Below are 19,368 nucleotides of genomic sequence, written 5' to 3' on the forward strand. Positions count from 1 at the left end.
TTAATCAGCTCCTACCGGTAACGGTGCTGCCTTAATTGTGATGTGGATGACACCTTCTTCCAGGGATGGTGGGTCCAGCAAGAACCTGGCTACAAAGAATCCTGCCACTCCAAAGGGACAGGTCTGGTAACAGGTACTGCAACGCAGACACTTATTGGTGTCACGTTTAATCACATTTTCCTCTTTATCGTAACTTATGGCACCTGATGGGCATTCGTCAACACATAACTGGCATTTTTTACATTTTCCTTCATCCCAGGTAACGATACGCATATTCAATCGATCGGTAATTTTATGGAATGTGTCCAGGATAAGGGCATCATTTTTTACTATGGATCGGGCACTTTCAACCAGTTCTTTGATGGGATAATCCATTTTATAAACTTCGGTATCTTTTAAAGGGGTTATTTTATCTCTTTGACCATCAATGTATTCTTCTAAAGTGTTAACAATTAAATTGATGATCTTCTTCTGTTCCTGGACATTGGAGACGTAAATACCTTTAACTGCACCCTTCACCGGGCAGTTTTTCAAGCATTCTCCACAACTGATGCACACTGATTTATCAATGAGGATCTTGTTGTTCTCTTCGTAAATGGCCCCGTAGACTGGGCAGGAATTCATACATTTTTTGCAGCGAATGCAGAGGTAATCATCGATTACGTACATTATTTCAGAAGGAAGGATGGTAAATTCTTCTCTGATGAGATGGTTTTCTCCGCAGGTAATTGTTTTTGGGTCAGTGGGACAGACTTCCGCACAGAATCCGCAGCGTATACACCCACGGTTGTTAATCACGGGATAAGTTTGCCCTTCCTCATCTGCAGTGTCCTCACTCCTCACGAGTTTAATGGCTTGAGGGGCAGGACATGCTGCAGTGCATGCACCGCAGGCTATGCAGTTTTCTGGAAAGACCTGGGGGAAATCCCGGAAACGATCTGGTGTTTCCACAATTTCAGGGTTGGTCTTGGCTACTGCAAAATTTTCAGCCCAGGATTTTCGGGCGAACTCGTAAATATACCAGATTACCGATGACATGATTCATCAACTGTTTAAAGATTCATTATCTGTTATAAATTTATATTATCCGTTATAAACTCATTTGATTACTTAAATTGTTATTTGAGATATTTAACAGTGTGAAGCCCATCAAACTCCTTCTTTTTTCCACTTTCATCTGTGATCACTACTCTTTCAGTGCAGGCAACACAGGGGTCTACACTGGCATAGGTGGCAACTGCATCAGCCACTGTGGCCACGTCATTCAACATGTACCGGGCACAAACATCGATGTTCATGATACTGGGAGTTCTAATTGAGATATTGTTTATAAGATTACCATTGGTTTCAATCATGTAAGTGACTTCACCACGTGGAGCTTCATTCCTCCACTCTGCATATCCTGCGGGGATGTTAATCTTTTTACGCACATCTCCCTCGGGAATATTGTCAATAACCTGTTTGATGAGTTTAATAGACTCTCGAACTTCATCAAAACGGTTCATGTTTCGGGCATCGTTATCCCCCTCTTTTCTCCAGATAACCTTCCAGTCAAAGTGGTCCTGGTAGGTGTGATGATCTTCCCGGAGGTCATGTTTTAATCCTGAAGCCCTTCCAATGGGTCCAACTGCACGACCAGTTATGGCATCATCACGGCTCATTTTCCCCACATCTTTACACCTGAGACTTAAAAGTGGCCCTTCCTCATATATTGACACGTATCTATCGTATTCTGATTCCAGGTTGGTGATGATCTCTTTTATCTGGTTGAGGTGGGTTTCTTTGGCATCCATTTTAACCCCACCAACTACATTCCAGCCCATGTTCACCCGGTTACCGGTTAAAAGTTCTATGGCATCCATCACTGGTTCTCTTAGGTAGAGCATGTACATGAACAGGGTTTCGTGTTCAACAGCTTTGAAGTAGGTTGAGTTGGCCAGAAGGTGGCTCTGGATCCGGTCCAGTTCATTGGTTAAAACCCGCAGGTACTGGGCCCGTAGTGGTGCACGTTCTCCTGCTATCTTTTCAAAGGTTTCAGCAAAGGTCTGGGTGTGAATGTAGGAGCAGATTCCGCAAACCCGTTCTGAGAGAAATATTCCTTTCTGCCAGGTTTTACCTTCCATTACCTTTTCTATTCCTCTATGAACGTAACCGTAATCAATTTCGGCACTTATAACCTTTTCTCCCCTTGTTTTGAGTTTGAGGCGTACTGGTTCTTTAAGTGCGGGGTGTATGGGTCCGATTGGAAGTATCATTGTTTTTGCCTCCCTTTGGCTGCTATGGCATCCGGGCCTACTGCTAGAATGGCGGCTAAAATTTCAGAGGGTCTGGGTGGGCATCCGGGTATTTCAGCATCCACTGGTATGAAATCGGATACTGGGGCGTATATTTTGCATCCTTCCTGGTTAAAAACATCCCCTGTTAGGGGGCAGTTTCCTATGGCCACCACTACCTTGGGTTCTGGGGCTTTAGCATAAATTCTTTGCAGGTTCTTTTTCCACTGTTCTGACACGGCCCCGGTTACCAGTATTACATCTGCTTCCCTGGGGTTATTGTGGACGTAGATACCGTACTGTTCTAAATCGTAGCGGGGTGATAAGAGTGCCACCACTTCGATGTCACAGCCGTTACATCCTCCAGTGTTAATAAGGCATACGTGAATTGAACTTTTCCTTACAACATCTTTAAGGGCATCTAACATTGATTTACCTCGACTTATCTCATTAGATATTCCAGTAAATCTTTCCTACCGTCTTCTAGGGCTTCCTGGTAAGATTTACCTTCAGTTAATATTTCAGCAGTAATTTTATTCTTAATTTCTTCAGTTTCTTCTTCAGATAATATATTCATTGCATCGGATAACCAGCATAATCTCAGATCAGCGTGCAGTTTTTCTTTTATACAGTGATGCTTTGATGATTCATAGCGCGGGTGTAATGCCTCTAAACTGGCCATATCCAACCGTCGGATTAATATTTCTTCCAGTTCATCTTCTGAAATTCCCAGTTCCTTGGATATTGGTTCAACTATATCCAGTTTCCAGCGGTAACTTTCAACGATTCGCATCTTCATGATACGCAGCACATCATCCTCATCCATAGTGGATATGTCACCAGTTTTTCCTGTATCCTCTTTGCTCAAAGGATCACCGTCCTCATAATCCAAATGATTCCGGCAACTATTATGCCGATAAATGTCTCGTTACGCCCATAACCGGGTCTCATTCCCAGCACCATTGCCAGGAGGAACACACCAATGGTTATGGTTATGTATTCTGGTATGAATGTTATTAAAACGCTGTTAAGTGTTAATGTCCAGCCGATTATAGCCAGTACCACGGCCAGGGCATCAAGCTTTCCAATGGCATAGGGTGCTTTGTATTTCCGATAACTTGCAACCAGTCCCAGCAGGGATCCCAGTACAAAGGAAAGTATGTAAAGTAGGTAAATTGTTTCATTCATTTAATCACCATTTAAACAGGGCGGTAAAGGTATATGAAGGCGGCTATGAACACCAGGAGAGTTAGGATCATGGCCCATTTTTCAGCATTCTCTGAAAAGTGAACTGCTCCTTTTCGGTGAAGTAAGTAGGTGAGAATCATTAAGAGAAAAACTGCTATGGTGAGTGGTAAAACTACAATCCACTGTATAAATGTGGCTAATGCACTGGCTAAAACAGCACCAAAGGCAGCCAGGGTCATGAGGAACAGTGTGTCTTTTTCTTGCATTTCCATTTTTTTGTTTCTCCTGTCAGATGTAGTAGAAATGTTTTTTTATTAGGTATGATGTTCTATTAGTATTTTAATCTTTATTAGTACTATAATCTCCTCTTAGGTATAGTGGAAGCGCTCTTAGTATAGTAGTAGCGCAAAGGAACCTATGATTCCAATTATTGCAAAGGAAACCTGCATCATTATGGAATGATTGGGGTTTAAGATAGGGGTAGTGGCATTTATAAGGGCCACAATTGCAGACATGAGGACCATGCCCACCAGGTACCACAGTGGACTTAATCCACCAATGAATACTGTTAAGAACACCCATAAAAGCATGTACCATGCTATTGACTCTGACATCATCAGGTAACCACGTAGCAGTCCAAAGTGCTCTGTTTCGTATCCTGAAATGATATCTTTACCCTTAGTTATGGCGAAGGGAGAGTAAGGTGCCTTTGATAATATCAACACGAAGAACATGGCTGCTGCCAAGGGTATGCTGTATAATAACGGGCCGTTAACTGCCTGGAAAGCAGCAATGTTACTTATAGTCATGGTACCCGTTTTAAAGTAGATTATAATTATAACTGCAAACAGTGGTACCTCGGCTGCTGCTGAGAAAACTGCCCTAACACAGCTTAGTTTACCATAGGGGGACCCTGATGAGGATCCTGCATTGTGTTCCACGATCTTGTGGATGGCGTAGATGGCAAATATTAATAGAAGTGACCCTTCAGTTACCGGACCTACTATAACTGCTGCCACCCATATAACACATAACATGGCTGTTATGGCTATATAGAAAGGCATTGCCGCTGTTTGGGGGAATGATGATTCTTTAATGAAGAATTTTAAGGTGTGTAAGAGGTGCTGGATGATGGGTGGTCCGGGCCTCATCTGTATCCTGGCCATTATCTTCCTCTGCAGTCCGAAAAGGACACTTCCCACCAGAAATGCGATGAGAACGTTTAACAGAATGTTTGCCATTAAGTTCAATATGATCACCGATTAGTTAGTCCTAATATTTTGATTACCTGTTATGCGGTTTTATATTCTATAAATGGTATTGATATGGTTTAATTTTGCTATAAATGGATTAATATCCTATAAATGGTTCCCGGGTCTTGTCTTCATCATCATCCTTGGGGCCCCTGGCCATTACCAAGAGTCCAAAGGATAGTATCCCTGCAGGTATGAATATAATGGAAATTCCATAAACCACCCAGCTGGGTGGATTGAACAGGAGTGCATAGATTATTCCTGCCACCGAGATTATAAATATTAAAGAACTTGTTACCTTCAGTTTGTCCATTATTTCACCGGTTCGATTTTTCAGATGAGTTTAACCTCATATTTATTATATTTTTGAACATGTCACTTTTAAAATGGTTTGTTAATGATTAGGAGTATTTCAATTACTCGAACAATTACCAGTAACGAGCTTAAGTGAATTATAAGCAAAAATGGGGAACCCGGAGTACGGAACATCTCTGCTTTGGTGGCATAGAATGGTGCCACACCGGTTTCACCAGCCACTCCCAAAAACAGTAGGAGAGAACCAAACACCATCATGGCAGTGGTGGGTATATTCACAATTTCCAGTAAACTGATGGTACCGGTTGCTGCCAGGATCAATGCTGCTCCCCCAAAAAGGGGTAAAGTGGCAATCATGGCCACCAAACCATACTGAAATGCAGCATCTAAAACATCCACCTGTTTTACAGCGGCTACTATTCCGATGTTAACGATACCTATCAAACAGACAAACAGGGTGAAATCGAATACGTCTCCAGTGATCATTGCACCGGCAGTGGCCAGTCCGCATACTATGGCCAGGAATCTGCGAATTTTAAATTCCTTTTTATCAACAGTCACTCCCTTATCCTTAAGGGTCCCGAATTCCGCTTCAACCTGGGTTTCAGTTTTACTGATGGCAATGAGAGTAGTGAAGGCCAGTGCACCGGCGAACATGAACAGATTGAGGGGAGCCATGTAAAGGACGATATCTCCCAGTGGGATGTATCCCAGTAATTGTTGGCCCAGTATAATAATATCCATTTTATTTATCTCCTACTACTCCTTTTTGAATTCTTCACGGCCCATAACTCCTATAAGGCCCATTTTAAATGTTACTTTAATAAACACACCGAAGGCTGCCAGGAACAATGCCAGAAGCCAGAACTGAGGGAATACAAAGAATATCACAAATCCCACCAGCCACAGGCACCATGCAATACCTGAAACCCCGGCAACACCTTCCCATATGTCTGCAGGAACTCCCCTCATTCTTTGGGACAGTGCATAAATTAATATACCTCCACCAGCAACTGCTCCTCCAGTGAATCCACTTAGGAAAGCTCCGTATGCTATTAATATAATTGCCAAGAAGGCAGGGGCAGTGGTTAAGATTTCCATGTCCATTTTCATGGGTAATGGAATAATGTCCACATTTTTTCCTTGTTTTCGTATTTCCCTGCTCATTAAGATTTCAGAGATAGCCAGGATCTCAGCCAGATCAACCACCAATCCTGGTAGTATTAGTGATTCAGCAAGGTCAGTTCCCACTGCTGCCACCATGATCAGCATTCCTATTCCCACTATATCTGTGAGAATCAGAGCGCTTAAATCGTTTTTCTGGTATGATATAGCTAAAAGTCCTATTATTCCAACTAACAATCCTGTAAATATTGCTGGAATGTAAAGTGACACCACAATGGGGGACACAACGCTTGGAACCAGTACAGATGCACTCATTCATCTTCCCTCCTTTTCATGGTGAAATTTAGTGCCACCCATGATGCAATAACAAAGGCCATCATGAGTATGCTGGACTCCAGTACTGTGTCGAATCCTCTTGAATAGTATAATATTTCATCTATTAATCCACCAGGGGATGAATATATCGATGTACCGAAATAGAGGGTTGTATTACTAACTCCAATTGCAATAGGGGATAAATAACCTGTTACCATTCCAGATTTTGCTGAGAACTGGGGGTACTGTGATTTAACAATTCCAGGTTCTGTTAATGGTGATCCCCCACGGTCATAAGGTGCTAATGGGTCTTGTTCATTGATTTGTAATTGAGGTGCTGGTCTAGGGTACAGTTGGTTGTCGTTTAATCCCATGGGTACCAGAAAACCGGCCAGTAATAAAACTCCAAGTATCACTGAGAATAATCGTGGGATTCTCTTGGGATTGGCCAGTGCATTCCACAATCGACCTATACTAATCATAATTTAGCCCCCACTTCTTCCAACCTCACTATAGCCCTCAAAAGGATCATGGTAATTATGGTACTTGCTGCAATGTAGGTTACAAGGGCAATTGTGTGGTTATAGGTTAAAAATATGAGTGAAACACCAACTGCGGCAATTTCTGTGTTCAAGGTTCTAACAAGGGGGTCTTTAACTCCGGGACCTATGGCGGCAGCAACACCTCCAAGGATGGTAAGTGCCACACCAGTATAGAACCATATGTAAATATCAAGCAAGGTTCCCTTCCTCCTGGGATTCTCGATTTTTCTTTCTTACTTCATTTAATTTAATGATTCCAATCAATAATATGACAGTGGTGATGGGGTCGAATATAGCTGCGGCCATGGCCACGTCCAGGTACTTGGCAGCAACGATCATTCCGATAAACCCACCCTGAAGAAGCACGAACATGATCACTTTATCCAGTGGTTTTGCAAGGACTATGATCCCGGCAGTTCCAATTAAGGTGAGTGCTGCTGAGACAGTGGTTAAGTTTATAAAGTCAAGATACATTTTATTTCACCATGATCTCTTCTTTCACCCTTCCCAGAGAGTAAGCAATGGCATTGGAGCTTAGGGTGGATGTGATAAAGAATGCGATAGCTATTATTGCTCCGAAGGGTGTCTGTATGTACAAGGCAATGATTGCAGACATGCTGAAACCAATAACGTTAAGGTAAAGTAAACGTTCTGAACGGTTCTGGGCTACCAGTGTGCGCAGTGCCATGAGTACTACTATTATGCCCAATATTTCGATTAACATGATTAGCACCTTAGGTTAACTTGGTATGTCTCCCCATTTTCTCGGCTATTTTCCCTAAAAGACGTGATGCTCCAGGGTGATATAATCCCTGTATGGTTACAATAGCCAGGACCATACCCACAATAAAGTATTCTGGTTTAAAACCAATATAAGAGGTTAAGAATATTATGACCGTGATGGTGAGGGCGCCAGTGGTTCCGGCATACCCTGGGTCTGCACATAACCGGTTACCAAAGTAGACCAGTACTGCGGCTATTAAACCTCCTTCTGGAGTTCCTATGGCGTAACAGCCAACTGCAGCCAGTAAAGTCCCGGCGGATGCATCAGGTGAACAGACAATGTTTCCCTGGAAAAATCCTCCTGCCAGATCCCCTCCTCTTTCCTTGATTGATCTACCAATAACATCGGCACCCTTAACTCCAGGTCCTTCTGGAAGTCCCATCCAGGTATCTATCAGGACAAAATTCAGCCAGGAGATAACAGCGGCGATTACAATTCCTAAAATTTCATTCATGGGACCCTTCCTCCTGGTTTTCAGATTCAGGTACGGGTACTACTTTTTCTAAAATAAATTTGGCAAATAACGCAGTGATGATCCCGGTGATTAATGCCACAATATAACCCTGATAACCTAATTCGTAAACCATGGCATAAAAGCCAATAGCCAATATTGCAGTTGGGAATACGGCACTGATGGTCCAGGATTGCCTCATAGGTCTTTCTGGGAGTAAGGGGAGCCTTAAAACAAGGCTAAGTATCAATGCTGCAGCCAGGGCAATAATATAACTGAACACATTAGCATGAATAATCATGATAAATAGGTGGTCTCCTTTATGTATATAAATGTTTTTACGTGAGTATTATCTTAAAGTTATTAATCTTAATCACAGGATAAGCACAATTTGGGGTTAAACACCAAATTATTAATCTGTATAACTGGATAACATTATTTCAATTAACTTATTAAGAATACTTTAATCTTTTTTAATTGTTAATAAATCAATGAAACTGTTATAAGTTCCTTTAGTTTATCTTCAACTTGTAAGTATATTAAATTTTTCTCATAGTTTGAATGTAATGGATTGTTCACAGAAATGATTCATAAGGTGGAATAAAAATAATATACTAATCATTACGAGGATTTAAGTGATTCTGGTACCTATTTGGCATCCTATCTAATTATTAATTATAACGTAATTAATTATTAATTATCAATGAAAATATCACTTATTTATAGATCAGGAATAATATGCTTTTCCTTGCTAAAACCAATCATTCTAAGTTTGAATCCATTAAAAAAGGTATTTTTACATATTTTAACAATTACTTTTCCCTTCCCTCAATTCACATAAAGTTATATAAATTTATTTATAGTCTGTGAATTTAATGTATTTTTAATATTAGGGGAGGTATTTATTATATGCAGGATAATAATGATTCCAAATTCAAATTAACTAAAGGGATTGTAATATTAATAATAGTTTCAATACTTGGTATAGGTGCTTTATTTTATATGTACACGATTTATTCTGAACAAGCACAGTACAGTACAATGCCGGAGATAAGTTCATCGGATCGAGTTCTAATTGTATCACCTCATCCTGATGATGAGTCTTTAGGTACTGGTGGAATAATCAAAAAAGCACTGGAAAAGAATGCTTCGGTGGAAGTAGTAATGGTGACCACTGGTGATGCCCTGAAACCGGAAGAATTCCAGGCTTATCTTAAAGCCACCAATAATACTGGTTATAAGGGCACAATTGGTGACTTGCGCCATACCGAAGCTATCAATGCAGTAAAAGCTCTTGGTATGAATCCAAATAACCTGATCTTCCTGGGGTATCCTGATGGTTCATTGAAGAATCTGCTGGAAACAAACTGGGATACACCGTACAAGAGGACATCTGGTTCAAATCAGTACGATCATTCTCCTTATAACTTCACCTATGAAAAGAATGCACCCTACACCGGTGCTAATGTGGTGAAAAATATGGAACAGATCATGAAAGATTATAAGCCCACCATCATTTACTATCCTGATGATGGGGATGACCACCCAGATCACTTTGCTACCAGTGCTTTTGTAAGGTATTCTGCTTTAGTTACCAACTATACTGGTAAAAGTTATACATACCTGGTTCATAAGGGCACTTCGTGGCCCAATCCATTGAATTACCAGCCCAGCAGAACACTCTACTTCCCAGATGAACTATCAATACTGGACGCGGACTGGTATATAACCTCATTAAATGCTACTGAAGAGTCTGCAAAAGAAAAAGCCATAAAAGCTCACGCATCACAGGTAACTGCACTCAGAGATCTTTTAATGTCATTTGTAAGGACCGATGAAATATTTGCATCGTATCACCTGATCGATATCCAGAAGGTATCAGATGCTAATTCCATATTCACCAATTTACCATCCAGTTACTATCAGGATGTTAAAAATGACGATAAAACTGGAGTACTGGAGACTGGGGATGATTTAACTGATGCTGGAGTGGCTTATGATGATAATAATGTTTATTTATTCTCTCAGTCACAATCAGTAAAACAGGGATTGGCTTATAATTTCCACCTTCGATTGTTCAATGGAACTGACTTTAAACGGATTGATATACTGGCTAAAAATGGAAAAGCTGAATATCAGGTACTTGCAAAAAACAGTATCAACTCCACTCAGCAGCCCACAGTGACCACTAAAAATAATATCATTGTGATCACCTTACCTCGGGGTGTTTTCAATGGAACTAAGTACATGATGGTCAGTGTCGATCTGGTAAACCCTCAGACTAATAAATTCCTGGATTATTTATCCTACCGGGTATTCAAATTCCCAGATTCAATAGCTTCGGCTAACAACAGCTTAGTAGGACAAATATCTTCAGGGATAACCAGTGTTTTTGTGACAAACAATCCAGGCATCACTGCCAGTGGACAGATTTCTGGCTCTGGAAGTGGTTCCAAATCTGAAATTGGTATTAATTCTGAACAGTTAGGTATGGTTTCACAGGAAGATTCTGATCAGGTGCTAACGGCTGTAAACGTCACATTTAACTGAATACAAGTCAGAACTTTAATTTTTTTCCATATTTTTTTATTTTTTACTGTAATGGACATAATGAATGATTATTCACAGAAAAAATAGTGATTATTCGCAGAAAAAAATATACATTTATATGATTTTTTATGAAAAGCACTAAAATTTGACATTTAATAGGTATGGGATGATTTAATGGGTGAAAATGTTAATACAAACAGTACTAACAGTACTGTGAAAACTAATGCAGTTAAAAAGAGAAGAGTGATATCTCTGGACGTGTTTCGGGGGTTGGCGGTTGCCGCTATGATATTTGTAAATGCAATGGCCTTTTCTGAATTTACTCCTGGAATATTTGAACACGCAACCTGGAATGGCCTAACATTTGCGGATCTTGTTTTCCCATCGTTCCTATTTATTGTGGGGGTATCAATGGCTTACTCATTTGCCGCCCGATCTAAAAATTCTAAGCGTGACCTCTGGGGTCATTTCCTTTTCAGAGTGGGAGCTTTATTTACAATTGGTGTTGCTCTTAACTGGTTCACCTCTGACTTTAGTATGGTGAGAATACCTGGAGTACTGCAACTTATTGCTCTTGCATCACTCTTTGCTTCACCAATGGCTCGTTTTAAACCTCGATGGATCCTTCTGGTTGCTGGTGTTCTGTTACTGATACATGGATTCATTCTCCTGGGAGTTGGAGCTCCAGGAATACCTGCAGGCACACTGGAAAAAGGCAATAACATTGATGATTGGATCGATATCCAGGTTTTAACTGTAAACCACACTATTGATGCCAATGGTGATCCAGAAGGTATTCTGAGTATAATCACAGCCACTGCTCTGGTTCTTTTGGGATTATGTGTTGGGAGAACTTTGCAGCTAAGAAAACATAACCTTAAAACCATTGGTATTCTATTAGCTGGAGGAGCTATTTCACTCCTGCTGGGATTGGCTCTATCCCAGATTTTACCCATTAACAAACAACTCTGGACTTCCAGTTTTATACTGGTCTGTGCAGGCATTGGCACGTTGTTTTTAACTATTCTGTTCTGGTACCTGGATATTAAACGACTTCCCAATGTGTTATTCTGGGCAATTCCAATGGGCCTAAATGCACTGATAATTTACATATTATCCATTGTCTGCACTATACCCATGCACATGGACTTTTTCACCAACTTTGGAGAAATACCTCTCAGTTTCTATGATGTAACCACAATGTACTTCATGCAAGTCCTAGGTTCATCAGCAGGTATTGTTGCTTATGGGCTGCTGGTTGTTTTAATATGGTTAACAGTAGCTTCAATAATGAACTGGAGACGTATCTACATTAAATTATAAGTAATTTAACTGTAGTAATTGCATATTCCCTTTTTTTATTTCCTATTTTTTTAATTTTTCATTGGAAAACACCCTTTTAAATTCATGGAGCTCTAATTTTTTAAAAAAATTCTTCAAAAAAAAGTAATTGATAATTGATTGATACAAAATTACTTCTATTCTTATAGATTTTCAGTTATTTTAGATTATAGATTTTCAGTTTATTCTAGATGGAATTACCTTCAATTTTATATAATTCTAGATAGTCCCAGATATTTTAATTAGTTCTAGTTAGTTCTAGTTAGTTCTAGTTAGTTCTAGTTAGTTCTAGTTAGTTCTAGTTAGTTCTAGTTAGTTCTAGTTAGTTCTAGTTAGTTCTAGTTAGTTCTAGTTAGTTCTATATAGTTTTAGATAGTTCTAATTAAATTACGAATATGGTTTTTTAAATAGAAGAATTGGAGTTTTACTGAAGGTAATTCTTAAAAAGAGCAAGATACTAGATTCAAGAATTCAGGAATAGAATAAAAATAAATTAGAGAGAGAGAGAGAGAGAGTTTAAATTGATTTAATGGGAATAATCTAATTTACAGAAAATTTAAAATAGAAAAAAAGAGAAAAAAGAATTTAAGCACTTCTATTCTCTTTTTTCAGGAAATAGTTGAGTTGATCTTTCAGGATGTCATTGAGAGTATAATCAATTTTACCACCAATTCCCTGTATCTTTTTAGTGTCAGCCAGTAAGATAGGAACTTCAGCTGGTCGGAAGCGGTCTGGGTTGAATTCAATGGTAACTGGGCCTTTATCAGTGTTAACCTGTATACCTTTATCTTCCAGGGTGTATTCCAGATGTCCTTCCAGTATTAACTGGTCAATTTTAGTTTTGGGGAATTTGATTCCGAAGATAGAACTGTTGTCCATTTCATTGGGGTCCTGGATCTTTTTATCTCCTTTGAGGGTTTCGATGTTATTCACGTTCCATCCAGCTTCTTCCAGTCCCATCAATATGTAACTGAGGACGGAGTTGGTTCTCATTGATCCCTGGTTGTAAACTTCTCCTGATTGTCCTTTTTCAGCCAGTAAAAGGTATCCCTGAACTATATCTTTAACATGGGACCAGTCACGTAAAGAATTGAGGTTTCCAATAACAATACGGTCGGTTTCACCTGCTTTCAGTTTCATGATCTGATTGGTAACCACTGAGGTTACGAACATAATTCCTCTTCCAGCTCCTTCGTGATTGAATGCCCTTGACACCACGGTGTCCAGACCATAGGAGTGGTAATAGTTTCTCATTAAATAATCACCGTATACTTTAGAAACTGCATATGGTGACATTGGTCTGAGAGGGTTAATTTCTTTAATTGGCACTTCTGGCATTTCTTCAGGTTCTGGGAAGATGGTACCATAATCTTTTTTAGCCTTTTCGTACTGTTCATTGGAAGATAGGACCAGCCCATATTCTTCACTTGAACCAGCAAATACAGTTTTAGCATCTGATTCACTCATTCTAACGGCTTCTAAAAGATTTGATGTTCCAATACAGTTTATATTCTGTGTTTCCTGGGAGTTGTCGAAGGATCTTTCGACAAATGACTGGGCTGCCAGGTGAAAAATGTAATCCGGTTCTGATTCTTCCAGGGCATTGGTAAGGGATGTAATATCAGTAAGGTCACCTTCAACACGGGTTAATTCTCTGGCAATTCCTCGGTCAATGATATTTTTAGCTATTGTACCGTCAGCTCTCCTTCGTACCAGTCCGTAAACATTAGCTTCATTATTGATAAGCTCTTTAGCAAGATAAGAGCCGGCGAATCCACCTACACCTGTTATAAGCACATTTTTGTTTTTCCAATTCATTTGAATTCCTCTAATATTCCTATTACATATGAAAATGACTTTAATAAAACATAAGAATATGATTTTAATAAAAAATGAGAAAATCACTTTAGTAAAACCATATCAATCCTATCTTCTATTGGGTCTTCAATGATTTAAATCATATCATTGTAGTTTTAAATTTATTATTATTAAGTTTGGAGTTTTGATTTTTGTAAATTGTACATCTATTGTTTAAATATTTTATCCAAATACTACTACCTTGAAAAAGATGTTTTGATGGTCACATTTAATAGATCTTTCTATTGGGATTCTATGTGTAGGGATTTACACTCTTTGGTATAGGACAACCACTCCAAATGTCTTGATAATCTTGTAACTTTCTAGGTTCGGATGATTCTGATTGGTGGAATCAATAAAGTAATCCACATCATTTGACGTAAGATAATCATTGAATTCACTAGTGGTGTTATACAATCTAGGATAAGCTCCTAAAATATCCATTTTCAGGTACCATCCCACTGCATTGGGATAATCAGACCTTATATTTTTATTTTGGTAGTCTGGATCATAGTCAGTTAACCAGTTGCTTGCACTGGAAATGTCCAGAGTGAATGTTTTTTTAGGCGCATGGCCGGTGTAGGTTGCTGTAGCTGAAAATAACAATATGAGTGCAATTATTATCCAAACTCCACATTTTCTGGAACTGGAAAGTTTCACACCGGGTTTTATTCTGTAAACAAATTTAATAAATTCACTTAAACCAAGGATAATGAAATATACCATTGCTGGGGCCATGGTAATAAAGTATCTATCAACTTTAAATGGTAAAATGCTGTGAAAAATCAAAAAAGCAGCAAACCAGGATAAGAACATAAAATCCAAACCAGCTTTACTATTTATCGGAGTGTTTTTTCCAGTAAACAGGAACCTGTAAATTGTATACAGTGTGGAAAATAGTAGAATCTCGCTGATAATTAGGGATTGATAATAAAAACTGATAATGAATCCAACTATCAGTACGGTTATCAATGTGGATTTCAATATCAAAGCCTTTGAAGCTGTAAGATCAACCTCTTCAAATCTTGATTTGGCGCCGTTGTAAATGTAAATTAAAAGTCCAACTGCAGTGATTATTGTAATCAGGTATGATATTATTGATGGAACTCCTAAAGATGGATTTAATATCTGCTGATATGTACCCTGTAGAGGGCCAAGAGAGATATAATTAAGTAAATTCTGTAGATAGTACAGATTATTGGGGTTGTACGCAACATCACCTGCTCCGGTTGAGGTGGCAGTTGCCACTGCAAATATCAGATTTAATATGGAGGCACCAGCTCCCATTTTCACAAAGAAATATAGAACACCAGCAATAAGAACTCCAAATTCTATTAAGATGCCTGTTACGATTTTTTTAAAAGTTTCAATCCTTCTAAAATCATTTAAATTAATCAGAATGTAAAAACACAGGGGTATAATTATTAATCCTGATGTATATCGGGCCATCATGGCAATTATCAAAGTGGGCAGAACCAGGTAAAGGAGGCGTGAATCCTTTTTCAAACCAGTAATCAGGAAATAAACAGTCCAAACTGAGAAAACAACTCCAGGAATATCAATCCCGCCGCTTACAATCCACGATGATATTACGGGAATGGATATGAATAATATGCTTCCAGCAAAGCTTTGGATTGGATTAAAACGTTCCTTCAAAAGGAAATAGAATCCAATTACTCCAATTAAAAATATAAAACCACTTACAAGGAAAATGGCATTGATTGAGACATAACCCAATCGAAATATTAATGATGTTAAAATGGGAATCAGGGGTGGTAAAAATAGGGAAACACTGCCACTGTTCATTCCTGCAAAGTAAAGTGCATTGTTCAAGTAGTTAAAAACATCCCAGTAAGGAACACCAATTCTCATCTGAATACTAATAATATAAGATATTACTCCTAGTGTAATTAAAATCAGTAAAATCAGAGGATTATCACATATCTGCAACAGGCCTCTTGAGATTATGTTACCCTTTTTCTTATCCTCATCCAAATTAATCACCAGAAAATTAGTATTATAACTTATATTTAGTCGATTTTTCCTAAAAAATTGTAAAATTAGATCAATGATCTAATTCCAGTTCTAATTATTCAATTCAAATAAAATCATGGGCTTAAGGATCATTTTACTGATCGGTCTGATTGGTGTTCATAAACCAGTTAACAGTTTCTGTTAATTCATCCATAAAATCGTTGGAAGGTTCAAATCCCAGTGCTTTGGCTTTGGAAACTTCTGCCAGGGAGTGTTTAACATCACCCGGTCGGGGGTCCGCATAAACCGGGGCAATATCTTTTCCCATACTCTGATTGATAATTTCTACCAGCTGGTTAATGGTGGTACTTTTACCAGTGGCCACATTAAATGATCCAGTTTCTCCGGACTGGCATGCTTTTAAATTGGCCTCTACGATCTGTTTAACATAGATAAAATCTCTACTCTGCTGGCCGTCACCAAATATAACTGGTGGTTCATTTTTTAACATTGAACTTACGAAGTGAGGGATCACCGATGCATACTGAGAATTTGGATCCTGCCTGGGGCCGAAAACATTGAAGTAACGGAGGGACACTGTTGGTAACTGGTAAATATCGCTGAATAACTGACAGTACATTTCTCCAGTAGCTTTACTCAGGGCATAGGGAGATATGAACTTTAGGGGAGTATTTTCTGAGAGAGGAAATTGTGTACTATCTCCGTAAACTGCGGCAGAAGATGCGAAAACAACTTTTTTCACACCACTATCTCTGGCTCCCATAAGAACCTTCAAAGTTCCAGTTACATTTATTAAATCACATTTTAATGGATCTGCAACGCTGGCCGGGACACTGGCCATGGCGGCATGATGAAAAACATAGTCACATCCTTCAAAACTTTTTTCAAGATCAATTTCAGTGATATCTCCCAGATCCAGACTGATGTTATCAAATTCAAGGTGTTCAATGTTTTTAATGCTACCAGTTGATTCATTGTCCACAATAACCACTTCATTTTCCTGGCATAGTTCTTCCACCAGGTGTGATCCAATGAAACCAAGTCCTCCTGTCACTGCAACTTTTTTATTCTTCATTTCAACACCTTTTTAATAATATTTTTAGTTGGAATACTTACAATTGGTTAAATCTGTCTATTAATCAATAACCTTTAACATTAACCCACAGAAAGACTGATCTGTAAATATTATTAGTATCGGGTAGTTTATAAAGGTCAAATTCCAGTTTATACTGGCCAGTGGTAGCTGCTGTGAAATTATATGTTATTTCCTTTTTTTCTCCATTTCCAAGAGAAACATTTTCTTGTTTAAGCAGAGTGTTATTCCGTTTTATCTTGACTAGATAGTTGGAATTTAAATGTTCGTTATTAGTTATGCCAATGATAATGTTTCCCTTATCCCCAATGGTTAAGTTGGTTGGATAATTCCCAGCACTTCCATTACTGTTTAAGATGTAAAATTCAGTGAAACCTTTACTTTCAACTGGATTTAAGATTATGTAAACTACTCCTATCACTCCAATGATAAGGATGATCAGTATTATAATTGATACAGTTTTATCAAAGTCCATTATGACTACTTCCAGTTACAGTTTTTGAATATTGGATGTTAATCTATCATTTACCATAAATAAATAATCTAGATATTTCTATTGTAGCATAGAGTTTCAATCAGGTATAAAAATTTACCAGAACATGATATTCTGTACTTCATTTATGTGTTATCTTATAAAAACTATATTTTGTGTTATATTTGCTTTTTGATATTTATATTATAAATTGCCGGTTTTTTTAAACTGATTCAGAAATTTAAAAATCTTCATTGAGGTGTAAATTAATTGATTCATAAATTAATTGATTCATAAAATCCCAAAAAATAGAAAAATGAATTCTGGTTTAAACCAGAAATTCTTTAAAAAATCAGTTTCTTGCTTCGTTGAAAATTGCAGTAGCCATTTGTAATATATCTCCATTACACACCAGGAAATCAAATCCATGACTGATCATGAATTGATCGGGATTGTTTAATCCATCAGTCAGTTGATTTTTGGAATTATAACCCCAATCAGGCAGATAAGTACTGAATGTATCATCATGGGCTCTTGGGAGGAAATTCACACCACTATTATAAGCTTTTGTGGGTAAATTGGTTATATCCCATCCGCCATTTTCAGTGGTCCAAATGGAATAAACTTCCCTGTTTCCTTTTATGCCCTGATAATAACTTCCAGCCATTGCGTAGATTGTTCCAGCACATGCTCCTCCATAGATGTCCACCACTAATGCATTATCTTGCACAGAACTGGATCTAAGAACCGCATTTTGTGTGTCTGGACCTACACCAAATACATTGGCATCCGCTCCCCAACTTCTTAAAAGGGCAACTATTGCGTTAAGTCGATTGTAATCTGCATCCAGTGTATCGGATATGCGGTCACTGGTAATCCAAATAGGTTTACATAGACTTTTAACTGTAGCAGTTGCAGGTAAGGAGTTAGTGGAGTAATAGGTGGCCAAAATCTGATTGAAAAGATATATCTGAGATTGGTAGCTAATTTTCCCAAGTCCAATGTATCCATAGGGTGGTGCCTGGTGGTTTTCGTTAATATAACTCACGATTCTCTGGGCAAAGTCAACGTATTCTGAAGTACTCAGGGTACCGGCAGTCAATTGTTCTTCACTGTAACTGGGAACTGTGACTTTTTGCAGTGCTATTGTTGCGGTATTTTTGTTTTTAAGTTGTACAGTAGCCATAGTTATTAAATATAGGTACTGTCCCATATTCACTGGAACATTGGCCACTTCTAAATAGCTGGGTAGATGTTTATACGTATCCATGTAACTCTCAATAGAATTTGCCGAAGCTAAAATTTCATCCAGAGTAAAAGCACTGGGTGGTGTTTCCATTAGAGGGATATTATCAGAACACCAGCTTTTTAGAACCGCAATATTAGGTAAACAGTGATTGGTGTTGTAAGAACTTAAAATACGACTGTAAAGATAAACCTGAGATTGGTAACCGACTTTTCCAAGGCCTACTAATCCGTAAGCCGGGGCGTTACTGTTACCATTCATGAAATTGCTGATACGCTGTGCCAAATCAACATACTCATCTTTGAACAAAACACCACTTACTAAATCCTCAACACTGGAACTAGGTGCCAGATCAGTAGCAATTAACAATATTGGAGAATTATCATTATTGTTCAATTGTACGGTGGCCTGCGTAGCTAGGTGTAAGAATTGGGCAATGCTGACTGTTTTTCCACCAACTATTACCGAACTAGGGATTGTTTTAGTAGATTCTATGGTAGTTTTTAGAATAGCTGCTGCTGCTGCGATTTGTGATGGTGTAAAACTGGTCGTGGGTGTATCTACAATG

The 19,368-nt window shown here is 38.6% G+C and carries 22 protein-coding genes and 1 pseudogene; 2 read left to right on the plus strand and 21 right to left on the minus strand.

Annotated features, from left to right (window positions below; genetic code table 11):
- From A994_RS10785 to A994_RS10860, 16 genes are all read right to left on the minus strand, one after another.
- Positions 1-1,038 (minus strand): 4Fe-4S binding protein, encoded by a 1,038-nt coding sequence (locus A994_RS10785; RefSeq protein ID WP_004031617.1) that lies wholly within the window; start codon positions 1,036-1,038, stop codon positions 1-3.
- An 80-nt stretch (positions 1,039-1,118) separates the two neighbouring features.
- Positions 1,119-2,255: a hydrogenase large subunit gene (locus tag A994_RS10790; RefSeq protein ID WP_004031618.1), complete on the minus strand. Its 1,137-nt coding sequence runs from the start codon at positions 2,253-2,255 to the stop codon at positions 1,119-1,121.
- Positions 2,252-2,701, minus strand: a complete 450-nt coding sequence (locus tag A994_RS10795; RefSeq protein WP_004031619.1) for an NADH-quinone oxidoreductase subunit B family protein — start codon at positions 2,699-2,701, stop codon at positions 2,252-2,254. The genes A994_RS10790 and A994_RS10795 overlap by 4 nt, the downstream gene beginning before the upstream one ends.
- Positions 2,702-2,715: 14 nt before the next feature.
- Positions 2,716-3,141: a DUF1959 domain-containing protein gene (locus A994_RS10800; protein WP_004031621.1), complete on the minus strand. Its 426-nt coding sequence runs from the start codon at positions 3,139-3,141 to the stop codon at positions 2,716-2,718.
- Complete coding sequence (locus A994_RS10805) at positions 3,138-3,461, minus strand: DUF2104 domain-containing protein (protein WP_004031623.1); 324 nt, start codon at positions 3,459-3,461, stop codon at positions 3,138-3,140. The genes A994_RS10800 and A994_RS10805 overlap by 4 nt, the downstream gene beginning before the upstream one ends.
- Positions 3,462-3,472: 11 nt before the next feature.
- Complete coding sequence (locus A994_RS10810; protein ID WP_004031624.1) at positions 3,473-3,733, minus strand: hypothetical protein; 261 nt, start codon at positions 3,731-3,733, stop codon at positions 3,473-3,475.
- A gap of 117 nt (positions 3,734-3,850) precedes the next feature.
- Entirely contained in the window at positions 3,851-4,711 is an 861-nt protein-coding gene (locus A994_RS10815) for a respiratory chain complex I subunit 1 family protein (RefSeq protein WP_004031626.1), read from the minus strand.
- A gap of 100 nt (positions 4,712-4,811) precedes the next feature.
- Entirely contained in the window at positions 4,812-5,027 is a 216-nt protein-coding gene (locus tag A994_RS10820) for a hypothetical protein (protein ID WP_004031627.1), read from the minus strand.
- A 68-nt stretch (positions 5,028-5,095) separates the two neighbouring features.
- Positions 5,096-5,773 (minus strand): proton-conducting transporter transmembrane domain-containing protein, encoded by a 678-nt coding sequence (locus tag A994_RS10825; RefSeq protein ID WP_004031628.1) that lies wholly within the window; start codon positions 5,771-5,773, stop codon positions 5,096-5,098.
- A 15-nt stretch (positions 5,774-5,788) separates the two neighbouring features.
- Positions 5,789-6,469, minus strand: a complete 681-nt coding sequence (locus A994_RS10830; RefSeq protein ID WP_004031629.1) for an EhaG family protein — start codon at positions 6,467-6,469, stop codon at positions 5,789-5,791.
- On the minus strand, positions 6,466-6,951 hold the full coding sequence (locus A994_RS10835; protein ID WP_004031630.1) for an EhaF family protein: 486 nt from the start codon (positions 6,949-6,951) through the stop codon (positions 6,466-6,468). Before A994_RS10835 ends, A994_RS10830 begins: the two co-directional genes overlap by 4 nt.
- Positions 6,948-7,208, minus strand: a complete 261-nt coding sequence (locus A994_RS10840) for an EhaE family protein (RefSeq protein WP_004031631.1) — start codon at positions 7,206-7,208, stop codon at positions 6,948-6,950. Before A994_RS10840 ends, A994_RS10835 begins: the two co-directional genes overlap by 4 nt.
- On the minus strand, positions 7,201-7,485 hold the full coding sequence (locus A994_RS10845; RefSeq protein ID WP_004031632.1) for an EhaD family protein: 285 nt from the start codon (positions 7,483-7,485) through the stop codon (positions 7,201-7,203). The genes A994_RS10840 and A994_RS10845 overlap by 8 nt, the downstream gene beginning before the upstream one ends.
- A 1-nt stretch (position 7,486) precedes the next feature.
- The gene (locus A994_RS10850) at positions 7,487-7,735 is read right to left on the minus strand and encodes a DUF2109 domain-containing protein (protein WP_004031634.1); all 249 of its coding nucleotides are present in this window, start codon (positions 7,733-7,735) and stop codon (positions 7,487-7,489) included.
- 10 nt (positions 7,736-7,745) lie between these two features.
- A complete protein-coding gene (locus tag A994_RS10855; protein ID WP_004031635.1) occupies positions 7,746-8,249 on the minus strand; it encodes a hypothetical protein in 504 nt (167 codons plus the stop codon).
- The gene (locus A994_RS10860; protein ID WP_004031637.1) at positions 8,242-8,547 is read right to left on the minus strand and encodes an energy-converting hydrogenase A subunit A EhaA; all 306 of its coding nucleotides are present in this window, start codon (positions 8,545-8,547) and stop codon (positions 8,242-8,244) included. Before A994_RS10860 ends, A994_RS10855 begins: the two co-directional genes overlap by 8 nt.
- A gap of 608 nt (positions 8,548-9,155) precedes the next feature.
- On the opposite strand from A994_RS10860, the gene A994_RS10865 reads away from it, so the two are divergent.
- Positions 9,156-10,796: a PIG-L deacetylase family protein gene (locus tag A994_RS10865; RefSeq protein WP_004031638.1), complete on the plus strand. Its 1,641-nt coding sequence runs from the start codon at positions 9,156-9,158 to the stop codon at positions 10,794-10,796.
- A 174-nt stretch (positions 10,797-10,970) separates the two neighbouring features.
- Entirely contained in the window at positions 10,971-12,119 is a 1,149-nt protein-coding gene (locus tag A994_RS10870; protein WP_004031639.1) for an acyltransferase family protein, read from the plus strand.
- Positions 12,120-12,722: 603 nt separating this feature from the next.
- Here A994_RS10870 and A994_RS10875 read toward each other — a convergent pair.
- The 5 genes and pseudogenes from A994_RS10875 to A994_RS10895 all read right to left on the minus strand — a co-directional run.
- Positions 12,723-13,955 carry a GDP-mannose 4,6-dehydratase gene (locus A994_RS10875; RefSeq protein WP_004031640.1) on the minus strand — a complete coding sequence of 411 codons (1,233 nt, stop codon included), beginning with the start codon at positions 13,953-13,955 and terminating at the stop codon, positions 12,723-12,725.
- A gap of 306 nt (positions 13,956-14,261) precedes the next feature.
- Positions 14,262-15,989 (minus strand): glycosyltransferase family 39 protein, encoded by a 1,728-nt coding sequence (locus A994_RS10880; RefSeq protein WP_004031641.1) that lies wholly within the window; start codon positions 15,987-15,989, stop codon positions 14,262-14,264.
- 133 nt (positions 15,990-16,122) lie between these two features.
- A complete protein-coding gene (locus A994_RS10885; RefSeq protein ID WP_004031643.1) occupies positions 16,123-17,064 on the minus strand; it encodes an SDR family oxidoreductase in 942 nt (313 codons plus the stop codon).
- Between the two features lie 64 nt (positions 17,065-17,128).
- Positions 17,129-17,557 (minus strand): DUF1616 domain-containing protein, encoded by a 429-nt coding sequence (locus A994_RS10890; RefSeq protein WP_004031644.1) that lies wholly within the window; start codon positions 17,555-17,557, stop codon positions 17,129-17,131.
- A gap of 349 nt (positions 17,558-17,906) precedes the next feature.
- Positions 17,907-19,368 (minus strand): annotated as a pseudogene (locus tag A994_RS10895) (hypothetical protein); the annotation flags it as partial.

The organism is Methanobacterium formicicum DSM 3637 (assembly GCF_000302455.1).
Taxonomy (GTDB): domain Archaea; phylum Methanobacteriota; class Methanobacteria; order Methanobacteriales; family Methanobacteriaceae; genus Methanobacterium; species Methanobacterium formicicum_A.

Coding starts and splice junctions, on each gene's coding strand:
- A994_RS10785 (WP_004031617.1), bottom strand. CDS start 1,038: ATGTCATCGGTAATCTGGTATATTTACGAGTTCGCCCGAAAATCCTGG.
- A994_RS10790 (WP_004031618.1), bottom strand. CDS start 2,255: ATGATACTTCCAATCGGACCCATACACCCCGCACTTAAAGAACCAGTA.
- A994_RS10795 (WP_004031619.1), bottom strand. CDS start 2,701: ATGTTAGATGCCCTTAAAGATGTTGTAAGGAAAAGTTCAATTCACGTA.
- A994_RS10805 (WP_004031623.1), bottom strand. CDS start 3,461: ATGAATGAAACAATTTACCTACTTTACATACTTTCCTTTGTACTGGGA.
- A994_RS10810 (WP_004031624.1), bottom strand. CDS start 3,733: ATGGAAATGCAAGAAAAAGACACACTGTTCCTCATGACCCTGGCTGCC.
- A994_RS10820 (WP_004031627.1), bottom strand. CDS start 5,027: ATGGACAAACTGAAGGTAACAAGTTCTTTAATATTTATAATCTCGGTG.
- A994_RS10825 (WP_004031628.1), bottom strand. CDS start 5,773: ATGGATATTATTATACTGGGCCAACAATTACTGGGATACATCCCACTG.
- A994_RS10830 (WP_004031629.1), bottom strand. CDS start 6,469: ATGAGTGCATCTGTACTGGTTCCAAGCGTTGTGTCCCCCATTGTGGTG.
- A994_RS10835 (WP_004031630.1), bottom strand. CDS start 6,951: ATGATTAGTATAGGTCGATTGTGGAATGCACTGGCCAATCCCAAGAGA.
- A994_RS10845 (WP_004031632.1), bottom strand. CDS start 7,485: ATGTATCTTGACTTTATAAACTTAACCACTGTCTCAGCAGCACTCACC.
- A994_RS10850 (WP_004031634.1), bottom strand. CDS start 7,735: ATGTTAATCGAAATATTGGGCATAATAGTAGTACTCATGGCACTGCGC.
- A994_RS10855 (WP_004031635.1), bottom strand. CDS start 8,249: ATGAATGAAATTTTAGGAATTGTAATCGCCGCTGTTATCTCCTGGCTG.
- A994_RS10860 (WP_004031637.1), bottom strand. CDS start 8,547: ATGATTATTCATGCTAATGTGTTCAGTTATATTATTGCCCTGGCTGCA.
- A994_RS10865 (WP_004031638.1), top strand. CDS start 9,156: ATGCAGGATAATAATGATTCCAAATTCAAATTAACTAAAGGGATTGTA.
- A994_RS10870 (WP_004031639.1), top strand. CDS start 10,971: ATGGGTGAAAATGTTAATACAAACAGTACTAACAGTACTGTGAAAACT.
- A994_RS10875 (WP_004031640.1), bottom strand. CDS start 13,955: ATGAATTGGAAAAACAAAAATGTGCTTATAACAGGTGTAGGTGGATTC.
- A994_RS10885 (WP_004031643.1), bottom strand. CDS start 17,064: ATGAAGAATAAAAAAGTTGCAGTGACAGGAGGACTTGGTTTCATTGGA.
- A994_RS10890 (WP_004031644.1), bottom strand. CDS start 17,557: ATGGACTTTGATAAAACTGTATCAATTATAATACTGATCATCCTTATC.